This window comes from Serratia nevei, assembly GCF_024160145.1.
GTDB lineage: Bacteria > Pseudomonadota > Gammaproteobacteria > Enterobacterales > Enterobacteriaceae > Serratia > Serratia nevei_A.
Genome location: NZ_JAMYWQ010000013.1, coordinates 25,304 through 49,115 on the forward strand (window position 1 = coordinate 25,304; position 23,812 = coordinate 49,115).

General features: G+C 58.0%; 21 protein-coding genes, 1 tRNA gene and 1 pseudogene. 7 read left to right on the forward strand and 16 right to left on the reverse strand.

The genetic code is table 11. From position 1 onward, the window contains the following. Positions 1–17 precede the first annotated feature (17 nt). From M6G53_RS11330 to tssB, 12 genes are all read right to left on the reverse strand, one after another. Positions 18–2,459, reverse strand: coding sequence for a T6SS phospholipase effector Tle1-like catalytic domain-containing protein (locus M6G53_RS11330; protein ID WP_253331392.1), 2,442 nt, complete (start codon positions 2,457–2,459; stop codon positions 18–20). Further along, the gene (tli1, locus tag M6G53_RS11335; protein WP_073534458.1) at positions 2,447–2,977 is read right to left on the reverse strand and encodes a T6SS immunity phospholipase A1-binding lipoprotein Tli1-KP; all 531 of its coding nucleotides are present in this window, start codon (positions 2,975–2,977) and stop codon (positions 2,447–2,449) included. The genes M6G53_RS11330 and tli1 (M6G53_RS11335) overlap by 13 nt, the downstream gene beginning before the upstream one ends. Before the next feature lie 56 nt (positions 2,978–3,033). Next, positions 3,034–3,564 carry a T6SS immunity phospholipase A1-binding lipoprotein Tli1-KP gene (gene tli1 / locus M6G53_RS11340; RefSeq protein ID WP_253331394.1) on the reverse strand — a complete coding sequence of 177 codons (531 nt, stop codon included), beginning with the start codon at positions 3,562–3,564 and terminating at the stop codon, positions 3,034–3,036. A gap of 74 nt (positions 3,565–3,638) precedes the next feature. Next, the gene (tla1, locus tag M6G53_RS11345) at positions 3,639–4,403 is read right to left on the reverse strand and encodes a toxin Tle1 chaperone Tla1 (RefSeq protein ID WP_253331396.1); all 765 of its coding nucleotides are present in this window, start codon (positions 4,401–4,403) and stop codon (positions 3,639–3,641) included. Further along, a complete protein-coding gene (locus M6G53_RS11350) occupies positions 4,404–6,782 on the reverse strand; it encodes a type VI secretion system Vgr family protein (protein WP_253331398.1) in 2,379 nt (792 codons plus the stop codon). Then, a complete protein-coding gene (gene tssH, locus M6G53_RS11355; RefSeq protein ID WP_253331400.1) occupies positions 6,779–9,436 on the reverse strand; it encodes a type VI secretion system ATPase TssH in 2,658 nt (885 codons plus the stop codon). Before tssH ends, M6G53_RS11350 begins: the two co-directional genes overlap by 4 nt. A 178-nt stretch (positions 9,437–9,614) precedes the next feature. Beyond that, on the reverse strand, positions 9,615–10,106 hold the full coding sequence (hcp, locus tag M6G53_RS11360; RefSeq protein ID WP_073534462.1) for a type VI secretion system effector Hcp: 492 nt from the start codon (positions 10,104–10,106) through the stop codon (positions 9,615–9,617). Positions 10,107–10,110: 4 nt separating this feature from the next. After that, positions 10,111–11,823, reverse strand: a complete 1,713-nt coding sequence (locus M6G53_RS11365; RefSeq protein WP_253331402.1) for an OmpA family protein — start codon at positions 11,821–11,823, stop codon at positions 10,111–10,113. Then, complete coding sequence (tssL, locus tag M6G53_RS11370) at positions 11,820–12,509, reverse strand: type VI secretion system protein TssL, short form (protein WP_253331404.1); 690 nt, start codon at positions 12,507–12,509, stop codon at positions 11,820–11,822. Before tssL ends, M6G53_RS11365 begins: the two co-directional genes overlap by 4 nt. After that, positions 12,506–13,846, reverse strand: coding sequence for a type VI secretion system baseplate subunit TssK (gene tssK, locus M6G53_RS11375; RefSeq protein WP_253331411.1), 1,341 nt, complete (start codon positions 13,844–13,846; stop codon positions 12,506–12,508). Before tssK ends, tssL begins: the two co-directional genes overlap by 4 nt. 17 nt (positions 13,847–13,863) lie before the next feature. Continuing rightward, positions 13,864–15,411, reverse strand: coding sequence for a type VI secretion system contractile sheath large subunit (gene tssC / locus M6G53_RS11380; RefSeq protein WP_253331413.1), 1,548 nt, complete (start codon positions 15,409–15,411; stop codon positions 13,864–13,866). A 32-nt stretch (positions 15,412–15,443) separates the two neighbouring features. Continuing rightward, positions 15,444–15,941, reverse strand: a complete 498-nt coding sequence (gene tssB, locus M6G53_RS11385; RefSeq protein ID WP_253331415.1) for a type VI secretion system contractile sheath small subunit — start codon at positions 15,939–15,941, stop codon at positions 15,444–15,446. A gap of 693 nt (positions 15,942–16,634) precedes the next feature. On the opposite strand from tssB, the pseudogene M6G53_RS11390 reads away from it, so the two are divergent. Next, positions 16,635–17,033 (forward strand): annotated as a pseudogene (locus tag M6G53_RS11390) (tyrosine-type recombinase/integrase); the annotation flags it as partial. 21 nt (positions 17,034–17,054) lie between these two features. On the opposite strand, the gene M6G53_RS11395 reads toward M6G53_RS11390, so the two are convergent. The 3 genes from M6G53_RS11395 to M6G53_RS11405 form a co-directional block, all read right to left on the reverse strand. Next, positions 17,055–17,131: transfer RNA gene (locus tag M6G53_RS11395), tRNA-Arg, on the reverse strand. A 96-nt stretch (positions 17,132–17,227) separates the two neighbouring features. Next, complete coding sequence (locus M6G53_RS11400) at positions 17,228–17,554, reverse strand: hypothetical protein (RefSeq protein ID WP_253331417.1); 327 nt, start codon at positions 17,552–17,554, stop codon at positions 17,228–17,230. After that, entirely contained in the window at positions 17,545–17,754 is a 210-nt protein-coding gene (locus M6G53_RS11405; protein WP_253331418.1) for a hypothetical protein, read from the reverse strand. Before M6G53_RS11405 ends, M6G53_RS11400 begins: the two co-directional genes overlap by 10 nt. A 205-nt stretch (positions 17,755–17,959) precedes the next feature. On the opposite strand from M6G53_RS11405, the gene folD reads away from it, so the two are divergent. Further along, positions 17,960–18,826: a bifunctional methylenetetrahydrofolate dehydrogenase/methenyltetrahydrofolate cyclohydrolase FolD gene (gene folD / locus M6G53_RS11410; RefSeq protein ID WP_004940177.1), complete on the forward strand. Its 867-nt coding sequence runs from the start codon at positions 17,960–17,962 to the stop codon at positions 18,824–18,826. A 10-nt stretch (positions 18,827–18,836) separates the two neighbouring features. Beyond that, positions 18,837–19,049, forward strand: coding sequence for a ribosome-associated protein YbcJ (ybcJ, locus tag M6G53_RS11415; RefSeq protein ID WP_253331425.1), 213 nt, complete (start codon positions 18,837–18,839; stop codon positions 19,047–19,049). A 61-nt stretch (positions 19,050–19,110) separates the two neighbouring features. Here the strand turns inward: ybcJ and cysS are convergent, their stop codons facing one another. Continuing rightward, positions 19,111–20,496 carry a cysteine--tRNA ligase gene (gene cysS / locus M6G53_RS11420; protein WP_253331427.1) on the reverse strand — a complete coding sequence of 462 codons (1,386 nt, stop codon included), beginning with the start codon at positions 20,494–20,496 and terminating at the stop codon, positions 19,111–19,113. Positions 20,497–20,805: 309 nt separating this feature from the next. Between cysS and ppiB the strand changes: the two genes are divergently transcribed. The 4 genes from ppiB to purK all read left to right on the forward strand — a co-directional run bounded on the left by ppiB (position 20,806) and on the right by purK (position 23,771). Beyond that, positions 20,806–21,300, forward strand: a complete 495-nt coding sequence (gene ppiB, locus M6G53_RS11425; RefSeq protein WP_253331429.1) for a peptidylprolyl isomerase B — start codon at positions 20,806–20,808, stop codon at positions 21,298–21,300. 10 nt (positions 21,301–21,310) lie between these two features. Further along, complete coding sequence (locus tag M6G53_RS11430; protein ID WP_015376912.1) at positions 21,311–22,033, forward strand: UDP-2,3-diacylglucosamine diphosphatase; 723 nt, start codon at positions 21,311–21,313, stop codon at positions 22,031–22,033. Between the two features lie 149 nt (positions 22,034–22,182). Next, positions 22,183–22,707, forward strand: coding sequence for a 5-(carboxyamino)imidazole ribonucleotide mutase (gene purE / locus M6G53_RS11435; protein ID WP_033653219.1), 525 nt, complete (start codon positions 22,183–22,185; stop codon positions 22,705–22,707). Then, complete coding sequence (gene purK / locus M6G53_RS11440; RefSeq protein ID WP_043146773.1) at positions 22,704–23,771, forward strand: 5-(carboxyamino)imidazole ribonucleotide synthase; 1,068 nt, start codon at positions 22,704–22,706, stop codon at positions 23,769–23,771. The genes purE and purK overlap by 4 nt, the downstream gene beginning before the upstream one ends. The last annotated feature ends 41 nt before the right edge of the window (positions 23,772–23,812 follow it).

The following is a 23,812-nucleotide window of genomic DNA, read 5'->3' on the forward strand; positions in this document are numbered from 1 at the left end:
GTTCTCCTTACTCAGTTTTATCCAGTCACCGTCAGGACGTCCTCAAGCCAGCTGGCCGGGATCGCAGCCTGCGCCCGTGCCAGCTGTTGTTCAGCCACCAGCGCTTTTCGCTGTGCAACCACCACTCCCGGCTCCCGGGTAAATGCCCGTTGCTGTTCCCCACCCGGCAGTTCCGGCAGGGGTTCACGGGTGATCCTGTCCAGCACTTCAACCTGCAGCGATCGTACAGCGCCTGTCGCGGCCAGCCCTGCCAGCTTTCCGGTCAGACTCTTTTGCCTGAAACTCAGCACAACACCCGTGGTCAGGGTGGCAAACCCGATAAGGTCTCCGGCTATCACCAGCGGTGACAGGGACTTATTACATTTGTCGCTGAAATAAATCATCCGGTAGCGGAAGTAGCCGCCCCACATCTCGCGCGTACCCAGCGCCGCGTGCATAAACCAGGCTCGCGAGTCATGCACCTGGTCGTCGAATAATGCCCTGACCAGCCCGGCAGGCTGCTGCGCATTACTGGCCTCACCGGCGGCAGGGAAAAGGACTGCCACACGCGCGTCTCCGTCCGCTTTCATTCGCCGGTATTCCCCGGGTTCATCATCGGTATTGAGCACGAAAATCATCGGCTGCAGCACGGTATCCAGCACCGCCTGCGCCAGGTTCTCCGGAATACGGTAGCCGTCGTGGTAATCCTTACCGAACTCCTTTGCCGCTTCAAACAGCTGGGTCTGCGCCATATCCGGGTCGAAATCCTTGATGCCCGGATAGAGCACAAGCTCATCTATCTTGTCGGCGGGCTGTTTTGCTATCTGGTCCTGACGCTTTTCAAGCACTTTTTTCTGCTTTTCATCCCGTGCGTCTTCTGCCGCCTTACGCGAGGCGGGCAACGCTTCGGTATTCTTGGCGCCCTGGTAGAATGGCGTTTTCAGCATCGAACCTCTGGCATAGCGCTCAATACGCCAGGCGGTGATCCACGCAATCTGGTTTTCAACGACGGTTTCCAGACTGCCGCTGGCACGCGGTGGTTCGTATTCGCAGGCCTCTTCGGGCGTGATTTTTTCTGGAGTGGTCAGATTCAGGGTAAGTTCGCGCCAGGCGTTGAAGCGCTGGACTAGATCTCCATGAATTAGAAATTCTTTTAAAGAATCTAAAGGCATCAACCGCCAGTTGTCTGTCTTCTTGTCATCAGGTAATGCTCCCACGGGTATTTTTAATGGCGCACCGACGGAAAATGCTGAAGCATACATATCATGCAAAGCAATTTGTGACAGCAGTAAAGCATCATCCTTTCCGTTCGCTTTCCCCTGATCCCCCGGCGGATAACCGCCACCCAGATCCGAGTGCACCCCCGGATAAACCACCTCGGTGGCATAGGGCGGGTACTTGCCGTCACCCCGGCGCACCGAGTCCAGCGGGAAGCAGAGACGCTGCTCATGCCCGGACACCAGATGCACGCATTTTTTTATCAGCCCACCATAGGTTTCATCGTCCGGCAACTCCATCGTGTCATCCGCCCAGGACATATGCCCCTCAGCAATCGGCACCACGTGCGCTATCCCGACTGAGGCCACGGTATCCAGCAGCCCGAGAAACTCCACGCTGATGGGCAACTGTAACTCACCTATCTGCAGGCACTGCGGGGGTTTTTCGCCTTCCGCTGCCGGTGGAGGCAGTAACTCACTCAGCCAGCGCACAAAGGCGCGCGCCGCCGCCGCTCCGCGGGAAAAACCGTAAACGTACAACTTGATGCCCAACAGCTTGGGTTTACCCGGCTCCGGCTGAGTAATCAATGGCTTCAGCTTCGGGGCTAACTCATTCAGTAAACGGCTGAACTCTTCATAACGATTGTGACTGCCGCCAAACCATAGACGGTTCCAGCTGGTGCCCATTTTGCCGATGGACTGACGACTCTCCGCGGTAGTCAACCATTTTTCAGTGGAGGTAAACTTCAGTACATCAATAATGCGCAGCAACGCCCAGTTAATCCGCTCCTCACCTTTAGTGGCACCCACCAACCCCATAGTGGAATAGTCCGGATCGTTCACTTCCGGGAACGGGGTCCCCACGCCGGGCATATAGAACTTAAAATATTTCCCCTCACCGTCTTCCGCATCATCTAACAACGTGCTCTGGCCGTCTGTTGGCACCCCGCCCGCAGTACCGGTACCGATGGTGGCACGAAACAACCGCGCGATATTGGTCGGATGCTTCGGGTTAGACAGCAGCAGGTCATTGTTCAGGTTATTCCCCGTACCGTCGAAAAACAGGCTGATATGCAGCGTCTTGCAGCACGGCGGCTCCACGCGTCGTCCGGCCGCCAGACACAGTTCCTGGCGGTAGAGCCGCTCCGCGCTATTCTGCTGATGGCAGCTTTGCCCGACCTGCAGCGCCTGCGTAGGAAGACGCCCCTGGGCCGGGAACGGCGGAGGTACCCAGGCTAAATCGGTTTCCGTTATTTCGGACATACTTTGGGCTCCTTCATCCTGATGGGCTCTTTAATCGGGTAGTTGGCATTTCTCGGTGACCAGCAACTGGTCGTCACCTTCACGTCATCACAGGGCAAAAAGTGCACCGTGATACCGCAGACATCCTGGCCGTTATAGTCGGGAACCGGGACGGTTTTGCTGTGCTGACGATGACTGGCTTTGATTTTTTTTTCCCATTCCAGATACTTCTCCCATTTTTCGTACCCTGGGAAACCTTCTGTTGATGACTCCCCACTTTCCCAGTCAATACGTACTGTCATACCCGGCGTCCAGCGGGCGGGCACGCTGTAGCAGCAGCCGCCACCGCCGCCCTGGAATGGGCCAATAATGTCGATGCCCGACTGGTTATCAACACTGAAGTGGTTAATCGCCCATTTGGTGTGGTTGATGGCTTTAATGGTTCCGCCACCACCGCCTCCGGCCTGAGCGGCAGGCTGCGAACAGCCGGTTAACAGCAGCAGCCCCGCCAGCAGCGGACTTAAGAATGGGTGTTTCATCTGACTTTCCTTGTAGATGTGGATTCACTAAGAGGGACGCGACAGCCGCAAACAGGCTATCTCGGACAGTCTTTGGGCTCCTTCATCCTGATGGGCTCTTTAATCGGGTAGTTGGCATTTCTCGGTGACCAGCAACTGGTCGTCACCTTCACGTCATCACAGGGCAAAAAGTGCACCGTGATACCGCAGACATCCTGGCCGTTATAATCAGGAACCGGGACGGTTTTGCTGTGCTGCCGATTCTGGGCACTCATCTTTTTCTCCCAGGCTTTATATTTCTCGTAATCAGTGAATCCCGGAAAACCTTCTGTTGATGCCTCCCCACTTTCCCAGTCAACTCGTACCGTCATACCCGGCGTCCAGCGGGCGGGCACGCTGTAGCAGCAGCCGCCACCGCCGCCCTGGAACGGGCCAATAATGTCGATGCCCGACTGGTTATCAACACTGAAATGGTTAATCGCCCATTTGGTGTGGTTGATGGCTTTAATTGTTCCGCCACCACCGCCTCCGGCCTGAGCGGCAGGCTGCGAGCAGCCGGTTAACAGCAGCAGACCCGCCAGTAGCGGGCTTAAGAATGGATGTTTCATCTAGCTTTCCTTGTATGAAAAGAACATCTACAAAAGGAGGATGTGACGACGGGTAAAACGGTTTCTTTTCACCATCAGTTCGGTACTGATGTGGAAAACCACTTTTTCATGACCCAGGCCTCGCGTGCTTCATCCAGAATAATGCCCTGGTTGGTTGCTTCCACCATGTCCTGGTAACAATCAGAAAAAAGTGCCTGTTGTGATGAATACCTGCCCACTGGCGGTGCACTGTGCGACAGGAGGGTCATGACATCACATACGCACATCAGATGCTCAAGCTGGCGATCGCTTAGGTCAATTTTGTTAGGTTTTTCATCGCGGGTCTGGGGCGTACCACTACCTTTTATACCTCTGGCATTACCATCCATATCCTGCCATACCCAGAACAGCACAGGGCGCAATAAAGGTCTTTGCTGTTCCTCACTGAGTACGTGCGTAAAAAGCACAGGGAAAATCCGCGTATCGTAAAACCGTAAAATTCCGCTCCGTCCCTCCTGCAGAATATCCATATACTGAGTGAGCCAGCCAGCCAGGGCAGAAAAAGGCCAGTGTGAGCACAACAGCAGCAACGGAGCCTGAACGGCAACCTGCTGACTCATGTCCTTCAGCCACTGCAACTGCTGAAGATCATCAAGTCTAATGCGTGCAACCAGCGGAGCATCATCGACGATAAACGCTTCCGGAAGCCCGTGATAAAGTGACTGCCACTCCACCGACAGTGCATTCAGTGCCGGAATAACGCTGAAATCCAGCCCTGCCTGATCAACGATAATATCAAGATAATCAGTTCCGGAAGACCGGCAGGTAACAGCGACTTCTTCAATCCATTTCGCGGTCATTTATGCCTCCCTGGGTACAAAACCCTGCGCCAGTTCCTGAGCTTTTTTAAGACATTCTTTACATACTGATGCCGGCAGTTCTGGCATAGGAAAATCCTCGCTGGCTGGCCCCTGCAAATCGTGCAGGCCTTTTAGGCTGATTAATCCCGGACCATGAATCTGTACTTCCCCTTGTGGTGTGAGACGAATATAAGCACCTCCACAGCCCAGAGTGATGCCATTTTTAGCCGTCAATTGCAGGTGCCCCTGTGTTGACTGGACGATGACATCTTTAAGGGAAGTCAGCGACAGCACATCGCCGTGCGACTCAATTTCCAGCGGGCCTTTGGCGGAGACCAGCCGCATACCTTCCTGCTGGGCAAGCATTGAGACAGTCTGGCGCGCGTTCACCGAATAACGCTGCGCCGCGCTGATATTCACCTCACCCAGGCTCTGCAAGTACAGTCCTTCACCGCTGTGTACCACGGTAGTTTTCGGCGTGACGGTGGCGATACCTTGCGGTGCAGACATGAGCAAAGCCGGCCCTTTAAGCTCAATGGCTTCTGAAACAAACTTTCTCAGCGGCTCACTATCCGGAGCAACGTTATGGTGAGTCTGCGTAATAGCTCCCCACCCCGTCACCTGATTCACCGCCCCTTTCAGCAGGCTGATGGCCGGCTCCATCGCCAGCACCTTTCCTTGCGCCTTTGCCTGGCCGTCCGCGCTGATGAAAATGCCCTTCTGTGCGCGTATCGCCCCCCACCCGTCGGTTCTCAGCTCAAAACCTTCGCCGCGCTTTTGCCGTTCGCTGTCTACCAGATGGCCGAGGTTCAGTTGGCTCTTGCCGCCGTACTCGGTGCTGACCTTGATGTGCTCTTTCCCCCTCTCATCGTCGAGGCGGATTTTGTTGTTCGCCGGGGTGCGCAACACGTTGCGTTTATAGTTGCGGATGGTGACGTGATCGCCATGCGCTGAATCGTGCAGCACACCGGCGATGTACGGCCTGTCCGGGTTGCCGTCCTCAAAGCCAATCGCCACTTCGGTGCCCGCCAGCAACGGCAGGTGCAGGCCGTAAGTGTCGCCGGCATAGGGGCGGGACTGCCGCACCCACAGGCTTTCAAAGCCGGTTTCCCAGTTATCCCTGTCAAACAGCATATTGACGCGATAGCGCCCGTCTTTATCGATATGGCCGTAGGTGTCATTTTCGGTGGTGCTGGTAACGCGCGCAGGCAACGTGCCCGCCATCACCGGGCGTGAGCCTGGCTCCGGACGAAAACTAAAATCAGTGCTGTCCGGTATCCCCTCAAAATGCACCCCAAAATCTTCATCACGCCTTGCGTGAGTGTGCATGCGGGTAATAACAACGCCCTGACTGAACACGTCTGCCACTTCGTACCCGCCGGTGACTTTCAGTACCTGACCCGGAGAGAGAGTCGGGCAACTGGTAATGGCATGCGTCTGCGTCTGGCCATTCAGATAACGCTCATGACGAATGCGGGCAAAAAAGGCTCCGGACTCCGGGGCCGGATTGCGGTCATAGGTACTGCCCGGTGTCAGATAGTTATCCGCATAGTGATAGGCATCACCGTAGGTGGTGGCATCCCCGCGGGTCGCATCGATCTGGGTGTTCATGTCCTCAGTGGCCTGGCGGTAGTTATAATCGCGGGTACTGACCTGTTTCTGTACCACATGGTGGTGGCATGCCATCCCCCAGACCGCGTCCACGCCTGTTGAATGCTGGCCCGATGGCGGCACCGACGGCAGCGTCAGCCCTGTCTCATACCCCTGCCGGCTGTCATAAAACTCCACCACATCGATGTTCAGGCGGGTATCGGTGGTAAAACGAAACCAAATGCCGACCTCACCCAACAGGCGGGTAGTAAAGTGCAGGTCATCCTCGCCGTACTGCATCACCTGCTCGCGGCGCGGGTATTCTTTACTCAGCGAGAACAGAAAATCCTGACCACGCATGTTGTGACGCTCGCGCAGGATTTTTTCCACGATCTGCGGGACCGACATGTCCTGATAAATGGCGTTCTGGTGCGAACGGTCAAGCAGCGCCAGGCGTGGCTGGAGCGTCAGGGCATAGTGGGTTTCATCTTTTGAGGTATTGAGGCGTTCAAAGCCGCTCACCACTCCCTGAAGGGTGCGCACGGCCTGTTGCATTTTGATGCCGTAACCCTGGTCTACCGGGGCCTGCAGCGTCAGGGAAGCCGCTTTCATCAGCATCATTTCTTTGCTGATGGCATGATCAGCGCTGGTGAATTCAATACGGTAACTGAACGGCGTGCTCAGGGCTTCATCGCCTTCAAACGCCAGCACATCGAGCTCTGCTTCACATCCCTTCACCAACAACTGGTGATGGTTGTGGCTGAATCTTATCGGGAGATGACTGCTCATGCGTGCACTCCTTGTGTACGGTCAAACGCCAGTCCGATCCCCTCTTCCTCACTCCAGCTAAGGCGTAGCGACCGTGGTTTCTGTTTGGCGGCCATGTGAACCAGCAGTTGCCGACTCAGCACCGGCAGGATTTGCTGGTTAAGCAGGCTGTCGACGTTGCGTGCGCCGGTGTCCGGCAGCAGGCAGGCGACGGTCAGGGCCTCATACAGGCTCTCATCAATCTGCGTGGTCAGGCCATAGTGACGCTGCAAACGCGTACTGACCTGCCCGAGTTTCATCTCTACGATGGTGCGCATTGCCGCTTCTGCCAGCGGACGATAAATCACGGTCTGGAAACGGGCCAGCAGCGCGGGCTGGAAGTGATCGCGCAGGATCGGGCGCAGCAGTTCGTGCAGATCGCCTTCGGTGGCTTCCGGCTGCTCGTCCAGCAGTTGCATCAGGTGGTCACTACCGAGGTTAGAGGTCATCAGGATAACGGTGTTGCGGAAGTCGATTTCGCGCCCTTCACCGTCGCGCATAAAGCCACGGTCGAAGACCTGATAGAACAGATTCATCACGTCCCGGTGGGCTTTTTCCACTTCATCGAGCAGCACCACGCTGTACGGACGCTTGCGCACCGCTTCGGTGAGAATGCCGCCCTGGCCGTAGCCAACATAGCCTGGCGGTGAACCTTTGAGCTGCGACACCGTATGCGGCTCCTGGTATTCGGACAGGTTGATGGTGATGAGGGATTTCTCACCGCCGTACAACACATCGGCCAGCGCCAGCGCGGTTTCGGTTTTGCCGACGCCGCTCGGGCCCACCAGCAGGAACACGCCCTGCGGGCCATTTTCTGACGTCAGCCCGGTCTTCGCCGCGCGCAGGCGCTGGGCAATGGCATTCAGGGACATGTCCTGACCCACCACACGCTTACCGATTTCAGCGTCCAAGGTCAACAGTTCCGTCTGTTCGTCTTTCATCAGCGAGGAGAGCGGCACGCCGGTCCAGTCGGCAATCACGTTTGCCACGGTGCGAGTGTCCACGTCCAGTGACAGCAGCGGCGTATTACCCTGCAGCGCTGACAGCTGGTTTTGCAGATTGGTGATGTCGGCCTGGCGGCTGATGTCCTGGCGCACTTCCAGCAGTTGCTCTGTCAGGCTCAGTTCGCGACCGTACTGACTTTCCAGCTCGTCGAGTTCGACAATCAGGTCGTTTTGCTGCTGTTCAATTGCCGCCAGACGTTCACCGTGATGGTTGTTGCCAAGCGCGATATCTTCCAGCTGCGCCTGTTTTTCAATGTCCAGCGCGGTGAGCCGCGCGCGGTACTGGGTCAGCGCTTCCGGTACGGTATCGAGGCTCATGCGCACGCGGGCGCTCGCAGTATCCAGCAGGTCAACCGCCTTGTCCGGCAGCTGGCGGCCGGTCAGATAGCGGCGGGAAAGCGTAACGGCCGCACGCACCGCATCGTCAGTGATGTGCACATTGTGGTGTTCAGCATAGCGGGATTTCAGGCCACGCAGCATCAGGCAGGCGGTGTCATCATCAGGCTCGTCTACTTTGACCATCTGGAAGCGGCGTTCCAGCGCGGCATCGCGTTCGAAATATTGCTTGTACTCGCTCCAGGTGGTGGCGGCAATGGTGCGCAGTTCGCCGCGGGCGAGTGCCGGTTTCAGCAGGTTAGCCGCATCCGCGCCCCCCGCCTGATTGCCCGCACCGATAATAGTGTGCGCTTCGTCGATAAACAGCAAAATCGGCACAGGCGACTGCTGCACCGCATCGATGACGTTTTTCAGACGCTGTTCGAATTCCCCCTTCACGCCCGCACCAGCCTGCAGCAAACCAAGGTCAAGGGTGCGCAGGATGACCGGTTTGAGGGATTCAGGAACGTTGCCCTCGGCAATACGCAGCGCCAGGCCTTCGACCAGCGCGGTTTTGCCGACACCGGGTTCGCCGACCAGGATCGGGTTGTTCTTGCGGCGGCGGGAAAGAATATCCACCATCTGGCGGATTTCCGTGTCGCGACCGAACACCGGGTCAATCTTGCCCTCTTTCGCTTTGGCGGTGACGTCAAGGGTGAATTTATCCAGTGCGTTCTGCAGCGCCGGGTTCAGTTCGCCTTCTTTTACGCCTTCTGCGCCGACAGGGCGCCCGACAAACTCCACTTCCCCGCCGTGGCTCTGTGCCAGTTCAGCTTCCTGCTGCACTTCTGGTCGTTCGTCGGACTGTGCATCGAGCAACGGGCGCAGGCGCTCAAGCTGGCTCTGCCCCAGGGTCAGCAGTGGCCACAGACCCTCGCAGCGCACCAGGTTCTGTTTTTCAACCAACGCCATCAGTAGATGCACACTGCGGATGTGCTCTTCGCCACTAAGGGAGGCAATCAGCCAGGCTTCCTGCATCAGCGTCTGAATGCTGTCTGAAAGCTGCGGGCGGCTGCGAATAGAGCGAGGAAGTGTATCCAGCCAGCCCAACAGAGCCTGCCAAATGCTGTCCATATCCCACTCATAACGGCGCGCCAGCACCGTCAGGTCGCCCTCGCCCTGCTCCAGCAGTTTCATCAGCCAGTGCTCAGGCAAAATTTCCGCATGCGCGCGGGTCTGACAGAGCGAGGCTGCCCCTTCCATCGCACGGGCACAGTAAGGGTTCAGACGTCGCAGCAGGATGGCTGGATTTTCCATGACTTTCTCTCTTTGTCGGTTCCTGGACACGCTACCGCCCATCGCTGTTTTCGGTGAAGGGGACCAAAGCGCATGCGGTCGGGCTGGCAGATTGTGGGTTTCTTTGCTGAGCGCCCGCACGGCAGGACGCTCAGCAAAAAACAAAAAAGCGGACAGAGAAGCTCTGCCCGCTGGCGACTTAGGCAGTGGCGCGTTCGTTCCAGGAATCGGAATGAATGATGTTGCCGTCTTTGTAGGTCCAGGTGATTTTTTCGTAACGCAGCTCGATCTGTTCGAGGTGGTTATGCTTCTCGAAAGAAGGATCCTTGATGTCGTGCATCACCGGATTCACTTTCACCACTTTTACGTTTTCCAGTGTGGTGTTGAAGTACTCCACCTCCTGGCCCGCGTCGTTGATTTTGTACCACTTGAATTCCGCAGACTTGAGGGTCTGACCGGTGGTCACCGCCTTGTACAGGTACGGGCTGGACGAGTCGATTTCCTTGGTGAACAGAAACGGGGTGTGGATACGGGTGCCGGTCAGCTTGCCGGTGTTGTTATCGGTCGGGATGTACAGGTTATGCTCCTGAGCGACAACTTCGATGCTGCCTTCACGATCCTGAACGTCCACAGACCCTTTGATGTCCGCGCCGCCGTCGTCCTTCAGCCAAAGATAAACAGGAATTGCCATGGGGTTACTCTCCATTGTGTTGTAATGCGCCATCATCCTGAGAGGGCGCCGGGTGTTTGCCGGGTATCTGGCAGGCATTGGCCTGCGGTACCAGACTGATTTCGACACGGCGGTTGAGCGCACGGCCCTCCGGGGTGTCGTTGGTTGCGACAGGGCGGCTTTCGCCATAGCCCTGCACCGCAAAACAGCTTTCCGGCACGTCGCCGGTGTCGCGCATCCAGTTGCGCACCGCAGCGGCACGCTCGAGCGACAGCGTCTGGTTTAGTTGTGCATTGCCGGTGTTATCCGTGTGGCCGGCGACGACAATCAGCCAACCCGGCTTCGCTTTGATGCCGACCAGTGAACTCACCAGCATTTTGGTGGAACCCGCTTTCAGCACGGACTTGCCGGAATCGAACAGCGACAGGCTGTCGAGGCGCACAATTCTCGGTGCCGGCTTGAGTTCTGGCTGCGGTTCAGGCGGCAGTGGTGGGGGCACATACGAGCGGATCGCATCCAGCACCGGCATCCTCAAATGCTCCCCCTGATACAACCCCAGGCCCATCCGAACCGATACGCCATTGCGCGCGTGCTCATCCAGCTGCGCCGCATCGTCACGCAGGACGGCAACGGCATCGGCTTTTGCTCCGAAATCATGCATCGGGATACGGTCATAGCGGGCAATATCAAAACTCATACGCTGCAACAGCTGGCGATTGTTCCAGCCACTGCTGAGCAGCGCTGCAATGGCCGCCAGCGTGAAGATCCCGAGCGCACAACGGAAGGCTCGCCCACGTGGCGTCAGGCCTCGCCCTGCCGGCAGCAGCGGCAGAACAAAGTCAGGGAACAGTGACATCACCGTGCTGTCAGTGCCAACGGGCTGCCATCCGGCGACGTGTTGCATCGCGGTGTGGCGGGATAATGAGGCTGTCCAGAGGGATGAGGCCAGGCTGCCGGACAGAATGGGCCCAATTCCCCACAGCACGGCAGTCGGGGCAATGGCCGGGATATCCGGATTTTCATCCATGAAGACCGCTTTGACGTGATGGTGGAACCAGCTCATCAGGCTGTTCATTAGCACCTGTTGCTGCATCGCCATCGCCCCGCCGATGGTGACCCAGCTGGCAATCGAGCAGGGCGCCGACGATCCGCGCCTGACGCTGCCCCCTTCGCCAGGTATTGCCGCCTGCCAGAGCAGGTCGTTCATCATGGCGCTGCCTGCCTGACCGTTCAGAACCAGTGGCACGGAATGACCACTCTCCTTACGCACCTGGCTGATTTGCCAGCGCAGGGCCAGCAGGCGACTGGTCAGTGCTTCACGGTCTGCGTGCTTCTGAGGACAAACGCTGACCATTACCGACAGCTGCCGCCCCCAGTCCGGACGAAGCCATAACAGCTGACGCGCCACCTGCTCCAGGTCCTGATAGTCTTCCACCCGGATCCAGCACCCCTGGGTGACGGTCAGTACCTGAGAGTGCTCCGGCCAGGCCTGTGGCAGATCGCCGCAGACCAGGACCACCGGCTGGCGGTAAGTCGCATCAGGCAGATCGTCGGGGCACAACGCCGATTCATGCTCTGCACGGCGGCTGGCCACAATCCAGCACGCCAGAATGGCCCCCAGGGTTGCCAGCAGGATAAACACAGAGACCAGCCGGGAGAACGGCAGAAACCCCAGGCACACCACGGCGCTCAGCAGAGCGGCCCACAATGCCAGTCCGCGCTGTTGTGCAGGACTCATTTCACGGCTCCCGGTAGCAGGGTCAGCAGCGTTTGATCCAACCAGAGAGCCAGTCCCCACCAGAGCGCGGCGACTACCATCACGCTCAGGCCGATACGCACGGGCCATGACGCCAGCCAGCCTCCCATTCCACGCCCGGTGCGGCTTTCCGCCAGGACCGGGGGAGTCTGCGGATAGCTGAACGGCGTGACATGTTCATTGAGCGCGTTGACAAGTTTCTGGCGCTCCGGATCGTTCAGCGAGCGGAAACTGCCGAGGAACCCCAGCATCATGACCCGCTGAAAGCAGGTCACAACAGCATGGTCAGGTGCCGGTTCACGGAGCACATCACGCATCCGATCGCACAACGTATCTCCGGCATCCATGGTGCCGAGGAAGTGCCCCTGCAGCGGAATGTCATACCACTGTAGACAGGCATCATCCTCCACGCCCCGGCCTTTAACCGCCTCATCAAGCAGGGCACACTGCGCAGTCATGATGTGCAGACAACTGACCTCATCGAGCTCGCTCGCTTTCAGTTCACGCTGCACGCGCTCCACATCGGCGATACAGTGCTCCCACAGGTTCCGCCCTTCACCGTCCTGGAACTGCGGACCGTGGCGCAAGCTGATCACCTGTAGCCAGGTGTCCTGCAGCAAGGCATCGATATCAATGGACGCGGAGGTGCCGCGTTTACGCTCACTCATGTTCTCAGTACCGCAAAGAGTTCAAGTTCAGGCTCGCCGAGCATCCCAGGAACATAAAACATACAGGTGCCGCTCTGGAGCATGTCGGCAGCCAGTGGATGGGAAACATCGAGGCTGAAATACTGGTTTTCCAGACGCAGTGGAATGGCGGCCGGCACATGACGCAGCGGCGTCAGCGGCACACCCACCCGTGAAGAATTGACGATACTCCTGACATGATCGGGACTGCCGATCTTGCACTGGCGCGGGAACTGTTCCTGCAGCTGTGCCACAGGCATCGGTGATCGTACGGAGAGGTAGTAATCCGCCCCTTCGCGCAGACGCGGGTCATGCAGACGGGCCTGCCAGAAGTGAAGCCTGGCATCATGCTCAAGCTCAATCGCTACCACCCGCGACGGCAGGCTGGCTTCCAGCAGGTCGCCCAGCAGGTCAAAGAGTGGCGGGAAGACGTTATTCAGTTGCTCATGCTGCCAGACAGGGATAGCACTCACCTGGTGTTCCAGCGAGAAGGTCAGCAGACTGCCCGCAAGCCTTGCCAACTCCGGATACAGACACTCAGGCGGGCCTTGCGGGTGGCGCTGAAACTGCCCCAGCACGGGCTCGGCGCTGTTCAGGGCATTGAGCAGCCAGAACAAGGACACGTCGGCCACGGCGAAATCAGCCATGCGCTCATTGCTTTCACGGCGCATCGCCATCAGGCGGCCCAGCCGGGCACGCAACTGGATCATCAGTTGCTCAAGCTGAATAACCAGCCAGCCACTGCCCTGGATGGCCAGGAGTGGGGGAAGAAACGTCTCATCGAGTTGCCACACCCCCTGCGAATCCTGCTGCAGACGGGCGATCGGGCAGGCCAGGTAATCGCTGTTGTTCTGATGAGCGAAACGCAGCGTCAGCTCGGGCTGCATCACCGCAATCTGACGGGTGTCGTCACCAAAGGTATTGCGCACATCTCGCCAGCGCTGGCGATAACGCACAGGGCGCTCTGCCACCTCATCGGGTTTAAGGCAGTTGCCGCCATTCGCCCGCAATAGCGGCAGCGCCAGTACCACTACCACGTCGTGCGATTCACCCTCAAGCGCCAGCACCGGTGGCAGCTCGTCGGCATTATCCGTGTCGATAAGCGTCCCGTCCTGAAAACGAACGTGCAGATGGCGGGCCTGCAGACGGCCCAGCTTCAGAGTTTCCAGTTCGAAAGCGACCTTTATCACGCCCCATGGCTGTGATAACCCCATCCGGGCGATACCTTCGGCAGACCAGGCCGCATACGCGACCTGTTGCTGGAAGTGCTGGGGAGAGACCATAACGCCCCTGCCCCATAACGGCTGTTCCGTTTTCATCGGCTTCCTGCCTTACTTTACGATTTCGCCTTCGGCATCTGAGAAACCAGTGACAGGTTGACGTCCATGCCTTCTACCTGGAAGTGCGGCACTGCATACAGCTTCACGCGGAAGAAGCCCGGATTATCTTCGATGTCCTCCACCACCACTTTCGCGTCGCGCAGCGGGTGAGAAGCCTGCAACTCGTCGCCCGGATCGGTCATTTCGGTCACCAGACTACGGATCCAGGTGTTCAACTCCAGCTCCAGCAGACGCCTGTCTTTGGTGGTGCCGATGTTTTCGCGCTGGATAAGCTTCAGGTAGTGCGCGATGCGTGACAACAGGAAGATATACGGCAGGCGAGAGTTGATACGGCTGTTGGCTGTCGCATCGGCGGTATCGTACAGTGCCGGCTTCTGCGCGGAGTTGGCGCTGAAGAAGCACGCATAGTCGCGGTTTTTGTAATAGCTAAGTGGAATGAACCCCAGGTTAGCGAATTCAAATTCGCGGGTTTCCGGGATCATCACTTCAGACGGGATCTTCACCTGGCTACCGGTACCGAGGTCATACAGATGGATAGGCAAGTCTTTGACTGCCCCACCCGCCTGCGGGCCACGGATTTGTACGCACCAACCGTTATTGATAAAGCTGCGCACCATGTTGGCCGCAAAGGAAAACGACGCATTGGTCCACAGGTATTTATCGTGATCAGGGCCTTTCACTTCTTCGACGTAATTGAAGCTGCGCACCGGCACGGTGTCCGGGCCATACGGCAGACGCCCCAGCACACGCGGCATCACCAGACCGATATAACGGGCGTCATCGGTCTCACGGAAAGATTTCCACTTGATGTACTCGGCACGGTCAAAGTAATTGCCGATATCTTTAATCGCAGCGACATCTTCCATCGAGTCCTTGAGGAAGAATGCCGGCCCTGCCGAGCCGATAAAGGGCATATGCGCTGCGGCAGACACTTTTGAGATGTTGCGCAGCAGCGCTACATCCTGAGCGGAAGCATCAAACTCGTAAGCGGAAATCAGCGCAGCAATCGGCTCACCGCCCGGAGAATCGTATTCTGCGGTATAGGTGTGCTGGTATAATCCGCTCTGAATAATCTCCGGCGCGTCTTCAAAGTCCTGACGCAAGTCCTCTTTTGACAGGTCAAGCAGTTCGATTTTAACGTTCTGACGAAAATCAGTTTTATCAACTAAAGACTTCAGGCCACGCCACAGACTTTCTACCGCCTGAAAGTTCTCATGGTGCATCACCGCATCCAACTGGCGACTAATCTGGTGATCCAACTCCGCGATATGATGGTCAATCAGGGTTTTGTCGAGCTTTTCGACTTTCGAACCTGCTTTGGTCAGACACTCCAGAAACACCTGCATCCCGGCCGTTAACCGCTCATCCGCCGTTGCATCCGACATCGCCTGCGCATCCTGCCAGATATCCAGCGCACTCAGCTCGGACACTGGGCTCAGGTTAATTTTTTCAAACAGAGAGGTATATACGCCCCCGGCTTGCGGCTGTTCCAACACGATGCTTTCGCCACCCACGACATTCTCATTTTTTACAGACATCAGCATTTCCTTCATTAATCCGTTAAATATCGCGACCGTTATGGCTGCTTCGGCGCCAGCGCAGACAGCTCACTGCGCAGTTCAGCGCTGAGCATCGGGTCGAGCAGGATTTTTTCCAGCTCTTTGCGGAAGGCCTGGTTGTCGAGCAGGTTGGCTTTGAGGTCACGCAGGAGATTACGCATGGCCAGCATGGCTTTAAGCTGCGGAATTTGCCGGGCAACCTGCTCCGGCGTGAAGTCACTCATCTCACGGAAGGTCAGGCTGACATTTTCTTCACTGCCGTCACCGGCCAACGTATTTTCAACGGCCAGGTTTACGTTAGGAGAGAATTCTGCCAACACGCTGTCAAAATTGTTTTTGTTGACATTGACCTTTTCACGCTCGGACACAGGACGCTGCTCGGCACCGTTGCTGTAATCCCCCACGACCATCAGTTTAAGGGGCAGTTCGACCTTCTTCTGGGCACCGCCGGTGTGCAGATCGAGTTTGATATTGACGCGAGCTTTGGGGATCTCAGACTGATAGGAATTAGACATGGCTGTCCCTGTTCTATGGAATAATAGAAATGGTCAATGCCAGTGAGAAATAAATAAAGAAAGAATACTGATATTGCCAGAACAGCTGCCCCCGCTCACGCTATCCAACGCAAGTCAACATTCGGGGACAAAAGCGGGCACAATCCATTCACCAGCTAGCATGACGCGTGTTTTAAGCGTTTATCTGAAATCAAGGAATTCGGATAAATACCTATAGACGGAGTGTAGAAACATTAGGATTGCGATTGGAACACCTTAAATGTAACAAAATAATACAAATTAATGAGTTTAACAAAATAAGATCATCAGATTGATTTATCAGAACTTTCTCAGAATAACACCGCAATACGCATGGAATAAGGGCGCGCAGAAAATGATCAATTTGATAAGGGGACAATAAGTGCACAAAAAATCACCAATTGCGCGAAATATCTGATTTTTTATTTTTATCAAAAATGAGAGGTCGGGCATCACTGATGTCTATGAAAAATTGACCATGTGCCTGAGCCTTCACTCTCTTTATTATTCAATTAAATGATACTTATTACTTTCATCAAAAAAGTAAATATCACAATTGGGCTTTACGTATGTCACATACCCGTGCCAGTGATATATGTACCTCAGGAACAACGCCGTTCCTGTTAACGCCCAGGTAAGCCAGATCGGCATAGGAAGTGATTGGGTCGAGCCCATACCGCATGCCGGACATTATGCGATCAGATCGGCAAACACTCACGATACGTCTTTGTGCATACGACAGCACGGAAGCGACCAGGCGGCGGAGTGACCCCGGCAGTTAGGAAAATGCGGGTTGATGATAACTCAGCATGGAACACAGGGAAACGGAGAGCGGGAATAACTGATTTCCGCTTTCACGATCTGCGGCATACGTGGGCGAGCTGGTTGGTTCAGGCAGACGTGCCACTTTCGGCACTGCAAGAAATGGGCGGCTGGGAGAGCATAGAAATGGTTCAGCGCTATGCTCACCTATCCCCAACCCATCTAACCGAACATGCGAGAAAAATTGACGAAGTCTTGGCAGCCAATGTCACTAATCTGGCACTTTTGGAAAATCTTGCAGTGGGAGAATGAGCGTAACTCATTGATACTTAATGGCACGCCCTATAGGATTCGAACCTATGACCTACGGCTTAGAAGGCCGTTGCTCTATCCAACTGAGCTAAGGGCGCATTGAGATGCGGCAACCTGCGGCTGCGGGTTGGGATTATACGGTCAGAGGTTAGCGAGTCAATGCCTTTTCATGACGTTACGGCGGCGGCCGTGCTTTATGGCGTTTTTTCCGCCAGCGCCCGCGCGGCGAGGGTTCCCGTCAACCGGGCGCCGCCATGCTGAACCAGGCCGACGCCGACGTAAATCGGCGTGCGCTCCGCCCCTTGCCGCCCAACGTCCCGCCGCAGGCAAAGGCGGGCGGACTGCACCACCGCGGCGATATCGCCCCAATCGGCGTGCTCGACCACCCGCGCGTTGCAGGTCACCGCCACCCTTTCCCCCAGAGTGGCGTCGGGGCGGGCGCTGTTTAAAGAAGCCTGGCTCCCCGATGCCCAAACCAGCAACAGCGTGCAGCCTGCCCAGGCGCAGCCCTTCATACGCATAACTTCCGCCACAGCGCATTCAGGCATGCCCGCCACGACGGCGCCGCCTCATGCTTGCCGAGCTGATGCAGCGCGATCAGTTGCGCGCTGTCCGCCGGATGCAGTGAAGAGTCGAACACCGTTTCCCCCACATGTTTAGGCTCCGCCGGTTGCTCGTCAGGCTGATGATGCAACGGGTAAAGCCGGGTTATCGCTCTCATGATCCTGCCCTCTTTCGCCCTGTGAACGGCCCCAGCGTATCCAAATACAGGTAAAAATGACGTAGAGGATCCTGAGGCCGGCATAAAAAAAGCGTAAATCGGCGTCGGCAACGGCCGCGAGGGTGATTCTGCGCCTGACAGCGCGCTCAGCTTCTGCCAGAATAGCGGCATCCCCGCTTTTCTTAATTGATGGATTTCCACACTGATGTCAGCAAAGATTATTGATGGTAAAACGATTGCGCAGCAGGTTAGAAACGAAGTGGCTGAGCAAGTGAAACAACGTCTGGCGGCCGGCAAACGCGCCCCAGGGCTGGCGGTTGTGCTGGTCGGCGAGAATCCGGCTTCGCAAATTTACGTCGCCAGCAAGCGCCGCGCCTGCGATGAAGTCGGCTTCCTTTCCCGCTCCTACGACCTGCCCGCTGCCACCAGTGAAGCCGAGCTGCTGGCGTTGATCGACCAGCTGAACGCCGATGAGGAAATCGACGGCATTCTGGTGCAGCTGCCGCTGCCGGCCGGCATCGATAACGTCAAGGTGCTGGAACGCATTCACCCGGACAAAGACGTCGACGGCTTCCACCCGTACAACGTCGGCCGCCTGTGCCAGCGCGCGCCTAAGCTGCGCCCGTGCACGCCGCGCGGCATCGTCACCCTGCTGGAGCGTTATAACATCGATACCTACGGCCTGAACGCCGTGGTGGTCGGCGCTTCCAACATCGTCGGCCGCCCGATGAGCATGGAGCTGCTGCTGGCCGGCTGCACCACCACCGTCACCCACCGCTTCACCAAGAATCTGCGTCATCACGTCGAGAACGCCGATCTGCTGGTGGTGGCGGTCGGTAAGCCGGGCTTCATTCCGGGCGACTGGATCAAACCGGGCGCCATCGTGGTGGACGTCGGCATCAACCGTCTGGAAAGCGGTAAAGTGGTGGGCGACGTCGATTTCGACGCCGCCAGCGAGCGCGCCGCCTACATCACCCCAGTGCCGGGTGGCGTCGGCCCGATGACCGTTGCTACACTGATCCAAAATACCTTGCAGGCCTGCGAGGAATATCACGACGTTCAACCTAAATAAGTAAGGCAGTATGGAAATTTTCAATCTGGACAATCATCCCCACGTCGAACTGTGCGATCTGCTGAAGTTCCAGGGCTGGTGTGAAAGCGGCGGCGCCGCCAAAGAAGTCATCGCCGAAGGGCGGGTGAAAGTCGACGGCAAAGTCGAAACCCGCAAGCGCTGCAAGATCGTCGCCGATCAGGTGGTGGAATTCAACGGCGGCAAGGTCACGGTTAAACCCTAACCCGCAGCCATAGAAAAAGGCGCTGAATTCAGCGCCTTTTTTGTTTTTCCCTGCGGCCGGATTACTTACGGCGCCAGGTGGTGCCCTGCGGGCCGTCTTCCAGCACGATGTTCATCTCGTTCAACCGATCGCGAGCGGCATCCGCCAGCGCCCAGTCCTTGGCGGCACGCGCTTCGTTACGCTGTTTGATCAGCGCTTCGATCTCCGCCACTTCGCCGTCGTCAACCTGAGCACCCCCTTGCAGGAACTGCTCCGGCTCCTGCTGCAGCAGGCCGAGCACGTTCGCCAGCTTGCGCAGCTCCGCCGCCATGCCGTTGGCCGCCGCCATGTCTTCACCCTTGAGGCGGTTAACCTCGCGCGCCAGATCGAACAGCGTCGAGTAGGCTTCCGGGGTGTTGAAGTCGTCGTCCATCGCTTCGCGGAAGCGGGCTTCGAACGCTTCGCCGCCGGCCGGTGCGGCGTCGGCATCGGTGCCGCGCAGCGCGGTATAGAGGCGCTCCAGCGCGGTGCGCGCCTGCTTGAGGTTCTCCTCGCTGTAGTTCAGCTGGCTGCGATAGTGGCCGGACATCAGGAAGTAACGCACCGTCTCCGCATCGTAATGGCCGAGCACGTCGCGGATGGTGAAGAAGTTATCCAGCGATTTGGACATCTTCTCTTTGTCGATCATCACCATGCCGGAGTGCATCCAGTAATTGACGTACGGGCCGTCGTGAGCGCAGCTCGACTGTGCGATCTCGTTCTCGTGGTGCGGGAACATCAGATCGGAACCGCCGCCGTGGATATCGAAGTGGGTGCCCAGCTGTTTGCAGTTCATGGCGGAGCATTCGATGTGCCAGCCCGGACGGCCAGGCCCCCACGGCGACTGCCAGCTCGGCTCGCCCGGTTTGGACATCTTCCACAGCACGAAGTCCATCGGATTGCGCTTCACGTCGTCGATCTCAACGCGCGCGCCGGCCTGCAGCTGATCCAGATCCTGGCGCGACAGCAGCCCGTATTGCGGATCGCTGTCGATGGAGAACATCACGTCGCCGTTGCTGGCCACGTAGGCATGATCGCGATCGATCAGGCGCTGGGTGATCTCGATGATCTCGGCGATATGCTGGGTCGCGCGCGGTTCACTGTCCGGGCGATCGATCAGCAGCGCGTCGAAGTCGGCGTGCATTTCCGCCAGCATGCGTGCGGTCAGCTGGTCGCAGGTTTCATGATTTTCCGCCGCGCGGCGGATGATTTTGTCGTCCACGTCAGTGACGTTGCGCACGTAGTTCAGCGAATAGCCGAGGTAGCGCAGGTAACGCGCCACCACGTCGAAAGCGACAAAGGTACGACCGTGGCCGATGTGACACAGGTCATAGATGGTTACCCCGCACACGTACATGCCCACTTTCCCGGCATGAATGGGTTTGAATTCCTCTTTTTGACGACTCAGGGTATTAAAAATCTTTAGCATCGGGAGATTCCGTGGTGTGCGTGATAACAAAAAAGATAACCGGGCTTCAGGTTTTCCGCCCGGTAGCGTATTGAAACCTGAAGCCTGATCTATTGCAAGGTTAAGGCCATGCTTTGCTGACTTCACGCGAATAAAATGCGCGAAATTCGGCGGTCGGTGCAGTTGTTATAATATAACATAAATGCAATTACCACAGACAGTGCGCGGTTGAGCCGCTGCTGACTCGCTCAGGCGGATATGTTATAAGGGCGGTCTGAATGTTCACTCGCTTTACGTGACGTCTCACTTCACCTTGTTAGGATTAAAACTATGGTTACTTTCCACACCAATCACGGCGATATCGTTATCAAGACCTTTGCTGACAAAGCGCCGGTTACCGTTGAAAACTTCCTGAACTACTGCCGCGCCGGTTTCTACGACAACACCATCTTCCACCGTGTGATCAACGGCTTCATGATCCAGGGCGGCGGTTTCGAGCCGGGCATGAACCAGAAAGCAACCAACGCGACCATCAAGAACGAAGCCAACAACGGTCTGAAAAACACCATCGGCACCCTGGCAATGGCGCGCACCAACGATCCGCACTCCGCCACCGCACAGTTCTTCATCAACGTGGCTGACAACGACTTCCTGAACTTCCGCAGCGAAAACGTGCAGGGCTGGGGCTACTGCGTGTTTGCGGAAGTGGTTGAAGGCATGGACGTGGTCAACACGATCAAAGGCGTGAAAACCGGCCGCAGCGGCATGCACCAGGACGTACCGGTAGAAGACGTGGTGATCAACAGCGTGACCGTCAGCGAGTAATCGCGGCTGCATGAGTACGCTGTTCATCGCAGATCTGCACTTGTGCGCACAGGAACCGGCAATCACTGCCGGTTTTCTGCGTTTTTTACGGCGCGAAGCGGTTCACGCCGACGCGCTGTACATCCTCGGCGACCTGTTTGAAGCCTGGATCGGCGACGACGATCCCGAGCCGCTGCACGCGGAGATCGCCGCGGCGCTGAAGGCGCTGCAACAGGCCGGCGTGCCCTGCTACTTCATCCACGGCAACCGCGATTTTCTGCTCGGCAAGCGCTTCGCCCGCGCCAGCGGCATGCAGCTGCTGCCGGAAGAAAAAGTGCTGGAGCTGTACGGCCGCAGGATCCTGATCCTGCACGGCGACACCCTGTGCACCGACGATCAAGCCTATCAGCAATTCCGCCGTAAAGTGCACAACCCGCTGATTCAGAAGTTGTTCCTGGCGCTGCCGCTGCGCTGGCGATTGAAGATTGCCGCCAACATGCGCGCCCGCAGCCAGCAATCCAACCAGTACAAGTCGGAAGCCATCATGGACGTCAACCCGCAGGCAGTCGAACAGACGATGCTGCGCCACGACGTGCACTGGATGATCCACGGCCATACTCATCGCCCGGCGGTGCACCGGCTGGCGTTGAGCAACGGCGAAGCCCATCGCGCGGTGCTGGGCGCCTGGCACGTCGAAGGATCGATGATCAAAGTCAGCGCCGACGCCGTCGAGCTGATCCAATTCCCATTCTGAGTTCCGGACCGGCGCGCGAGTGAAAATTCGCGCTTTCGGCGGTGAAAACCGGCGACGCAACCGTTTTCCTCGTCGTGCGCTCATGGTATGCTCTACGCCCTCATTCGGCCCTCAGCCGACGCCAGACAAATCACAGGAGCCTTACACCCATGGGAGCCAACGCCGCTTCAGCCGCCACTACCGGGGCGAAAATCGCAATTGTAATGGGATCGAAAAGTGACTGGGCCACCATGCAGTTCGCCGCCGAAGTCCTGACCCAGCTCGATGTCCCCTTCCATGTCGAAGTCGTTTCCGCCCACCGCACGCCGGACAAGCTGTTCAGCTTCGCCGAGCAGGCTACCGCCAACGGCTTTGACGTGATCATCGCCGGCGCCGGCGGTGCGGCGCACCTGCCGGGCATGCTGGCGGCGAAAACCCTGGTGCCGGTGCTGGGTGTACCGGTACAAAGCGCCGCGCTGAGCGGCGTAGACAGCCTCTACTCCATCGTACAGATGCCGCGCGGCATTCCGGTGGGCACGCTGGCGATCGGTAAAGCCGGCGCCGCCAACGCCGGGCTGCTGGCGATGCAGATCCTGGCGCTGCACGACGCCGCGCTGGCGCAGCGTTTGGCGGACTGGCGTCAGGCGCAGACCGAAGACGTCTTGAACCACCCCGATCCGCGGGAGGACGCATGAAGCCGGTTTGCGTACTGGGCAACGGCCAGCTGGGGCGCATGCTGCGCCAGGCCGGCGAACCGCTGGGCATCGCCGTCTACCCCGTCGGCATCGATGCCGAACCCGAGGCGGTGCCGTATCAGAACAGCGTCATTACCGCCGAGATCGAACGCTGGCCGGAAACCGCGCTAACGCGCGAGCTGGCGACCCACAGCGCCTTCGTCAACCGCGACATCTTCCCGCGCCTGGCCGATCGCCTGACGCAAAAACAGCTGCTCGACCAGCTCGGCCTGGCGACCGCGCCGTGGCAGCTGCTGGCGAGCGCCGCCGAATGGCCGCAGGTATTCGCTTCGCTGGGCGAGTTGGCGATCGTCAAACGCCGGGTCGGCGGCTATGACGGCCGCGGCCAATGGCGTTTGCGCCCGGGCCAGGAAGCCGAACTGCCGGCCGACGCCTATGGCGAGTGCATCGTCGAGCAAGGCATCAATTTCTCCGGCGAAGTGTCGCTGGTGGGCGCGCGCGGCCACGACGGCCGTTCGGTATTCTACCCGCTGACCCACAACCTGCATGAAGACGGCATCCTGCGCACCAGCGTGGCGCTGCCGCAGCCCAACCCGGCGCTGCAGCAACAGGCCGAGCAGATGCTGGCCGCGATCCTGAACGAGCTGAACTACGTCGGCGTGATGGCGATGGAGTGCTTTATCGTCGGCGATCGGCTGCTGATCAACGAACTGGCGCCGCGCGTGCACAACAGCGGCCACTGGACGCAAAACGGCGCCTCCATCAGCCAGTTCGAGCTACACCTGCGCGCTATTCTCGGCCTGCCGCTGCCGCAGCCGGTGGTGAGCACGCCGTCGGTGATGGTCAACCTGATCGGCACCGCCGTCAACGAACAGTGGCTGTCGCTGCCGCTGGTGCATCTGCACTGGTATGAGAAAGAAGTGCGCCCGGGCCGCAAGGTCGGCCACCTCAATCTGAACGACCCGAGCGCCGCCGATCTGCGCCAGGCGCTGCAGGCGCTGGCGCCGCTGCTGCCGGGCGAATACCAAAGCGGGCTGGCCTGGGCACAGCAGAAGCTGGCCTAAAGCGCCGCCGCCGAAAGTAACAGGGGCTAGCCTAAGGCTAA